The organism is Methylocystis sp. H62, assembly GCF_015709515.1.
Classification (GTDB): Bacteria; Pseudomonadota; Alphaproteobacteria; order Rhizobiales; family Beijerinckiaceae; genus Methylocystis.
Genome location: NZ_JADNQZ010000036.1, coordinates 26044 through 33173 on the forward strand (window position 1 = coordinate 26044; position 7130 = coordinate 33173).

General features: G+C 59.5%; 7 protein-coding genes. 3 read left to right on the forward strand and 4 right to left on the reverse strand.

The window, feature by feature from the left end:
• Positions 1-22 precede the first annotated feature (22 nt).
• A complete protein-coding gene (locus IYY11_RS02190) occupies positions 23-2437 on the reverse strand; it encodes a TonB-dependent siderophore receptor (protein ID WP_196402549.1) in 2415 nt (804 codons plus the stop codon).
• Positions 2438-2519: 82 nt separating this feature from the next.
• Positions 2520-2900, reverse strand: a complete 381-nt coding sequence (locus IYY11_RS02195; protein ID WP_196402550.1) for a hypothetical protein — start codon at positions 2898-2900, stop codon at positions 2520-2522.
• A gap of 348 nt (positions 2901-3248) precedes the next feature.
• Between IYY11_RS02195 and IYY11_RS02200 the strand changes: the two genes are divergently transcribed.
• A complete protein-coding gene (locus tag IYY11_RS02200) occupies positions 3249-3941 on the forward strand; it encodes a response regulator transcription factor (RefSeq protein ID WP_196402551.1) in 693 nt (230 codons plus the stop codon).
• A 317-nt stretch (positions 3942-4258) separates the two neighbouring features.
• On the forward strand, positions 4259-5368 hold the full coding sequence (locus IYY11_RS02205) for a HAMP domain-containing sensor histidine kinase (protein WP_312029682.1): 1110 nt from the start codon (positions 4259-4261) through the stop codon (positions 5366-5368).
• A 448-nt stretch (positions 5369-5816) separates the two neighbouring features.
• Here IYY11_RS02205 and IYY11_RS02210 read toward each other — a convergent pair whose 3' ends face one another.
• Complete coding sequence (locus IYY11_RS02210) at positions 5817-6086, reverse strand: conjugal transfer protein TraD (protein ID WP_196402553.1); 270 nt, start codon at positions 6084-6086, stop codon at positions 5817-5819.
• A 22-nt stretch (positions 6087-6108) separates the two neighbouring features.
• The gene (locus IYY11_RS02215; protein ID WP_196402554.1) at positions 6109-6414 is read right to left on the reverse strand and encodes a conjugal transfer protein TraD; all 306 of its coding nucleotides are present in this window, start codon (positions 6412-6414) and stop codon (positions 6109-6111) included.
• Between the two features lie 171 nt (positions 6415-6585).
• Between IYY11_RS02215 and mobQ the strand changes: the two genes are divergently transcribed.
• Positions 6586-7130, forward strand: a 545-nt coding sequence (gene mobQ / locus IYY11_RS02220; RefSeq protein ID WP_196402556.1) for a MobQ family relaxase, incomplete at its 3' end; no start/stop codon positions are given.

Here is a 7130-nt window from a genome sequence, read left to right on the forward strand (position 1 = left end):
GCGGGGAAGCTCGTTCTCTACATCACCATTCGAATCGCAGCGAACCCACCACCGTGAAGGGCTTCGCCGGGAAGGCGTTGAACGGTAGCGTAAAATTATTGAAGTAGTTGTCAGGCCCGGTGAAATATCTGGCATTGTTAATGTTCTTGAGATTGACCTGCGCGGTCAACTTGTGACCGTAGACCAGCGTCGCATAGCTGCCAAAGGCGTCGAAACGCGCCCAGCCGGGAAGTATGAAAGTGTTCTGAATGTCGCCCCAAGCATGCGATTGGCCCGTGACGCCGCCGCCGACGCGAAAACCAAGTCCATTGTCGCCGAGGTCATAGGTCAGCCACACCTTGCCGATATGACGCGGCACATTTTCGCGATGGTTGCCGAGCAGGCCGCTCTGCGGACCATAAATCGCCGGATCCAAGAGCCCAAACGGGTTGAGCCGATTGACGACATCGTCGGAGATCACTTTGGCGTCGATATGCGAATAGTTCGCGATGATGGCGAGGCGGTCAGTTATCGCGCCAATAACGTCAAGCTCGACGCCGCGGCTGCGTTGCTGACCGGACAGGGTGGAAACGCCAAATCCAGCGGAGAGGGTAGGAACGGGCACGTTTGACCGGGTAATCTGATAAAAGGCGAGCGTTGCGGTCAGCCCAGGCAGCGGTTCAGCCTTCAGGCCAACTTCCCACTGCTGACCGAACTGTGGCGCCAGAGGCCGCCTGTTCTCGTCGAACCCGTTATTCAGGCCAAATGACCGCGAGTAGCTACCATAGACGTTCAACTGAGGAAGAATGTCGAAAACAATGCCGGCTCTGGGGGTCCATGCTCTATCGATCGCCGTCGGCGCATCCAGACGGTTTCGTATCGCCTCACCCTTGGTGGCGCTGAAGTCGAAGGCGAGATCGCCGGAGCAGCAGGTGAAGGCGCTTCCGATCGTCTGATCGGCGACGTCATATCTGACTCCCCCCAACACATGCACGCGATCGAACCAAGTCACATAGTCCTGAACATAGAAGCCTTTTTGTCGTACGACCGACGACGAATGAAATTTGTAACCCGCACCGGCGATTCCCGCCCAATAGAAGGTAGGCGGCACGAGCCCATAGACGGGCGCGAAAGGATCGAGCGGAACGAGGTTGATTGGAGGATTCGGCGGCGAGAAGCCGTCGTATGTCGTCCCGGCGTAGTAGCCGAAGTTCCCGCTGTAATAGTCGAGACCCATCAGGAAGATGTGATCTCCGCCAAGCGCCTGGAATTTGCCCTCGAGGTCGATGTTGGTCGAGAATGAATATGCGTCGATCGACTGAGCCGCCACCTGTCGCTGAAATTGGAACGTCGCCGTATCGAGACAGAAAAATGGTTGGCAAGCTGTCGTCAACACGGGATTCGCGGGCGATCGAATCTGTGAAAAGAGGAAGCGATTCGTCACCTTCCAGTCTTCAGTCAGATTCTGACGGAAGCGATAGCCGACATAGAGATTGTTGCTTTGGGACCTCGGCTCATTGGGTTCGTTGAGCGAAACATTGAGCGGGATGTTCGGCAAATTGGGACCGATCGGCGGCAACCCGACTTCGGGTTTGATGCTTTGCGTCTGAAACTGAGCGTCGGCGGTAAAGTCCGTCCACTCTGACGGCCGGTAGCTAACGACCGGCGCGATGAAGAATTTCTCCGAACCGTTTTGAAAGTTCCGAAACGAGCCCCAGTTTTGGTAGGCCCCTGTAACGCGATACGCAAGCCCCGGCGCTTGCTCGATCGGAGCGGTAATATCCCATTGCGTGCGGTACCAGTTATAGTTGCCGACCTGCTGCTCGATAACGTAGCGCGGCTGGCCGAGGGGTTCTTTGGTGATGAGATTGATCAGGCCGCCGGGCTCCGCGCGGCCGTAAAGGATCGACGCTGGTCCTTTCAAAACTTCGATTCGCTCGATATTCGCCGCATCGAATACAAATGGCTCGGTGCGCAGATTGTTACGAAAGATGTTGACGGTCCGGAAGCCGCGAATATTGAAATTGTAGCCGGCTTCGTCATTGTTGTTGGATGTCACGCCCGAGACGTTCTCAAGCGCATTCTGAACCTGAGTGATGTTCTGATCTTTCAAGACCTGTTTAGGAATCACCTGAACGGAGACAGGAAGTTCTCGAATCGGGATGTCCACCTTGGTTGCGGTCGTCGCCTCGCGAACGACATAGCCTTGCGTCGGCGTCTTCGGCTCACTGCCGAAGCGGGACGCGACCGAGGGGCCAGTGACGAGTGCGTCGCTTGGCGCGGATTGCCGCGCTGCGGCGGCGCCACGACCTGACGGCGCGCTGCGCGCCGCCCCGCCCCGGGGCTGGACGCCGCCGATGTCGATCGTCGGCAGCGATTGCTGCGCGTTGGCCAAAGTGGTGATAGCGAGAGTCAGAGCGCCGGCGGAAACGCCGCGCGTGAGGAAGGCGGGCAACATTGTTCTATTCTCCTGATACGGCGCAAAGGCCGTCGTGATCGAGTGGGACGCAAAAGCGGTGGCCGAGACCGGCCGGGTTCGATCAGGAGAAAAGCGGCGGCGCCTGCGACGACCAGGAGGTCGCCCAGCCGGTCGGCGGCCTCTTCGCCAAGCGATTGGACGACGCTTCCGATAAATGGAGACCTCGCGACCGCGGGAGGTTCGCGATGCGCAAGGCGGATAGGGGCGCATCGAACGACGCATCCCCGGTCGCATTGCATAGTGGACAGCAAGGCCAATGATTTTTACCGGCGTCATGCACGGGATCGCCAACCGGCTGATCCGGCGCACATGGGAGGTCCTGCATCACGACGCGGATTGCAGCCGCGCCGTCGGCGGCCGGATGCATCCGCACGACGCCGAGAGCCGCAAGACCTTGCAAGAGCAGCAGCAGAGCGGCCAAACCGGCAGCGAAGGCGCGCATTGGCGCCCGTTTTCCGCCGGTTATGGCCCATGCGCTCGCCACTTGTCCGCTCCATCTGCTGATTCCGGCGGGAAACGCCCTGCCCGGGACCTTTGCTCTCGCCGCGATTCGCAGCGGCTTGGATCATAGGGATAACGCCCGAAGGTCGTGGGGACCTCGCAGATTGGGGACGCGATTGAAAAAACAAGCGATGTTGCCGAAAGGTAACAGTAGGCACGGAGCGTAGCCCGACGGATGCAGCGGCAGCCTCTTGCAACGAACCGCCCCTTCGCTGACAAATAGGCGTCCGCCGACAGTTGGACGAAAGGTCCGATGGAACGGCGCGTCGAATTGCTGGGAGCGGCGCCCATGCGAATTTTATTGGTTGAGGATCAGGCAAGCCTAGCGCGTCAAGTCGTTCTGAGAATCGAAAGCGCGGGCTATGAAGTCGATCGTGTCGCCACGATCGAGGAAGCGAAACTAGCGCTGAAAAGCGGGTCTTATTCGCTCACTCTGCTCGATCGAAGACTGCCAGACGGCGACGGCATCGATCTGATCGCGCCCATCCGCGCCGTTCAGCCGGAGGCACGCATCTTGATGCTGACTGCGCTCGACGCGGTCGATGATAGGATCGAAGGTCTCGAAGCGGGCGCGGACGACTATCTGACCAAGCCCTTCAATCTGGACGAAATGATTGCGCGCATCAGAGCCAATCTGCGCAAGAATAGCGGCGACAGAACCCCGCTCGCGCGGATCGGCGCGCTCTCCGTCGATTTTAATCGGCGAGCAGTCACAATCGCCGGTCAACCAACGCTGTTCTCACGCCGCGAACTCATACTGCTCGAAGCTCTGGTTCGGAGAGCGCGTTGCGTCGTCTCTCGTGAAACGCTCAATGCTGAACTCTACCGCCATGACGACGACGTTCAGGAACATGCGCTGACTTCGCTGGTGTCCCGACTTCGCATACGTCTCGCCGAATGCGGCGCGGGCGTCGAGATCTACTCGGCGCGAGCGCTCGGATACATCTTGAGAGAAGTGAAATCCAGCGAGAGCGACGCGTGAAACGATCTGTTTCTCTGGCTCGCCGCACGGTCGGCTATCTGGTCGTGGCACAGGTCGTCGCGTTCCTGCTTGCGTGGGTGATCGTGTTTGGTCTCGGCTTGCTGGGGGTAGAGGATTTTGAAGCCGATTGGAACGAACTGGCGACGGAACGAACGGTGGGCCTGATCATCGACTCGCTGGAGCGCGATCAAGCGGGGGAAGTTACAATCGAGCCATCAGCCGGATTGAAAGCGGAGATGCGGCGCGTTCCTGCGCTGAAATTCGCAGCCTTCGAATTCTGGAAAAAGAAACCTGTTCCCGGCTCGTCGCCCGAAATCGTGACGACGCTGGAGAAAGTCATCATGATAAGCCCGACACACGCGCATTTCGTTTTGCCGGGCGACCCCGTATTGCCGTCGCTCGGCTACATGGAACCCTATTCCACGCCCTACGGTCGTTTCCAGATAGCTGTTTATCGGCAACAATTCCGCTCTGACGATGTCTATCACGAGATGCGACATTCGCTCCTTTCGCGCGTCGGCATTTATGTTCTGGCAGGAGGACTGTTGTCGGCGGCGACGGCTTGGGTGGCTGTCCGGCAGGGCTTGCGTCCGCTCCGAGACGCCGCAAAAAAGGTGGCCGGCGTCGACATGGGCGAGCTCAACGAAGGCATGCTGTCGGAAGAGTATGCGACTGAAGTCGCCCCCTTCGTAAATGCGGTCAATCAAGCGCTGATCCGTCTCAAGTCGTGGATGACGCTTCAGAGAGGGTTTGTCGCCAACGCCGCCCACGAGCTTCGAACGCCGCTCGCCATCATGCGGGCGCGGCTGGAAAATGCGGGGGACTCAACGCTGAAAAGCGAGCTGATGGGAGACGCGGGTCAGCTCCGCGCGATCGTCGAACAGATATTGTCGGCCGCTCGATTGATCGATGGGCAGGCGCCGCTCGACGAGAGCATCCACTTGAATAGCGCTGTCGGTCAAGTCATTTCCTCCCTTATTCCCTTGGCGATGGACCGCAATCGCTTTATCGATTTTGAAGCCAGTGGGACTGACGTCACTGTTCTTGGCAACCGGCGCGCGATCGAGAGCGTCGTGACAAATCTCGTGGACAATGCCATTCGAGCCGAACCCGAGAATGGCGCCGTTATCGTACGTGTCGCCGCCGACGGCGTCATTGCTGTTATCGACCACGGATGCGGCATCGGTGCCGACGATCATGAACTGATATTCCAGCCCTTTTGGCGTAAGAGCGATGCCACACCTGGCGCAGGCTTGGGATTGGCGATCGCGAAACAAATCATGGACGCCCATCGCGGCCGCATATGGGTCGAGGAAACGCCCGGCGGCGGCGCGACATTCAAATTATGGTTTCCTGCCGCGACATCGGAGACGCACGCTAATCCGAACAACGAGCATTCCTCTTCACGCGTGAACGCGCGATCGTAAGCGGCGATTTCCTTCTCGCGTTTTATTTAGCCGATGTTGTTTCGGCCGCGACGGCATGGACGCTATCGCCAGAAAAACAATCCTCAACAGCCTGACTGAGTAAAAACGCGCCGAGATCGCAGTGAAACAACACAGCTTGCTAACACGACTTCCTTGATCGCCGATATAAACAAACGCCGCTGGCCATCCACCCAGCTTGATGAAATGACCGAAATGATCGACTCGAAGCGCGCTTTTCTTTGTCTCGATTAATTGAGAGCGGGATTGTTTGTGGCGTGGCGATCTGGATGAGATAATTCTCGCGTTGATTGTCGCGCCTCAGCGAATTCGTCGCCCTCGGCGCCTGCCCGGGCATTTAGAGCATTCATAGCTTTCACTTCGCGTCGAAAACCTCGCCGCCACTGAGCTCGGCCGCGGACCTTCCATCGCGCGGCTCGACCATCATGCATCAGCCTCTCTCGGCTTGCGTGTTGCTGGCGCGCGTCGCCGAATTGATTCCGGCTTCCGCCTCGAACGCCTGCCTGCCTCTTTGCTTCCATATCGCCAGCGCCTTTTCGCGATCTTCGCCGCGGAGTTTCTCGGCGACGGCGAGGAAGGCGCCGTAGAGCGCGGCGCGATCGTCGTCGGTTAGTTCGACGAGCCCAGCCTTGATGACCAGGCCGCCGAGTTCAATCAGATGACGGGTGCGGATACGCCGTTTGAGCGCCCAGTCACGCATGTCTGTTCGCGCCTTTGAGGCTTCAAACCGACGCCGCGCCGCCATGGAGCGGTAAAGCGCTTTGCGGCTGGCGTTCAGCTCCACTCCCAGGCTTGGACGGTTTGCGCTGAAAGAAGGCCGCGCCGCGTCTGCGCCAGCCCTCCCTCGTCGCGGCGTCTTTCATAGTCGCCGCGTCGATCAGCGCGCCCGCGAGCAGATCGGCGTCGAGCGCGTCGGCGCCTGTCGCCATCACCAATTCGCCGAGCTGCCGAATGCGGCGTTCCTTGAGCGCTTTCGCCTTGTCGGCAAGCGCCTTCAGTTCCGAATCAAAATCCCTTGGCTTGCGCATCCTTGTCTCCGCGATGAGAGGATGCAGCCATAATAGTTCTGGACCCGGCGCAAAGCTGTAAGGTCTGGGAGACATGATGGGGCGGCCCGGTCCCTCGCGAGATTTTTTCTGGCGAGGGCGCGCTTATACGTCGTGCCGACGTGCGCTTTGCAGCGTAATTATTCCGCCGCCATGGCGATCTATCATTTCAGCGTGAAGGTCATCGGCCGCGCCTGCGGGCGCAGCGCCGTGGCGGCCGCCGCCTATCGCTCGGCCTCGCGCCTGCATGACGAACGCTTGGGGCGCGACCATGATTTCTCCAACAAGGCGGGCGTCGTCCATTCGGAAATCCTGCTGCCCGACAACACGACCGAACGCTTGTCCGAGCGTGACCGGCTCTGGAACGAGGTCGAGGCGGTCGAAAAGCGCAAGGACGCGCAATTGTCGCGCGAGATCGAATTCGCTCTTCCGCGCGAGATGAACGAGACGCAGGGGATCGAGCTTGCGCGTGACTTCGTGAGGGCCGAGTTCGTCTCGCGCGGCATGATCGCCGATCTCAACGTGCATTGGGATAGAGGCGCGGACGGACAGCCCAAGCCCCACGCCCATGTCATGCTCACCATGCGCGAAGTCGACGCGAACGGTTTCGGCCGCAAGGTTAGGGACTGGAACCGCGCGGCGCTTGTCGAGGAATGGCGAGAACGCTGGGCGGACCGTGTCAATGCGCGGCTGGCCGA

Bases quoted from the DNA above. Each gene is read 5' to 3' on its own strand.
- IYY11_RS02190 (WP_196402549.1), bottom strand. From the start codon at position 2,437: ATGTTGCCCGCCTTCCTCACGCGCGGCGTTTCCGCCGGCGCTCTGACT.
- IYY11_RS02210 (WP_196402553.1), bottom strand. From the start codon at position 6,086: ATGCGTGACTGGGCGCTCAAACGGCGTATCCGCACCCGTCATCTGATT.
- IYY11_RS02200 (WP_196402551.1), top strand. From the start codon at position 3,249: ATGCGAATTTTATTGGTTGAGGATCAGGCAAGCCTAGCGCGTCAAGTC.
- IYY11_RS02195 (WP_196402550.1), bottom strand. From the start codon at position 2,900: ATGCGCGCCTTCGCTGCCGGTTTGGCCGCTCTGCTGCTGCTCTTGCAA.
- IYY11_RS02215 (WP_196402554.1), bottom strand. From the start codon at position 6,414: ATGCGCAAGCCAAGGGATTTTGATTCGGAACTGAAGGCGCTTGCCGAC.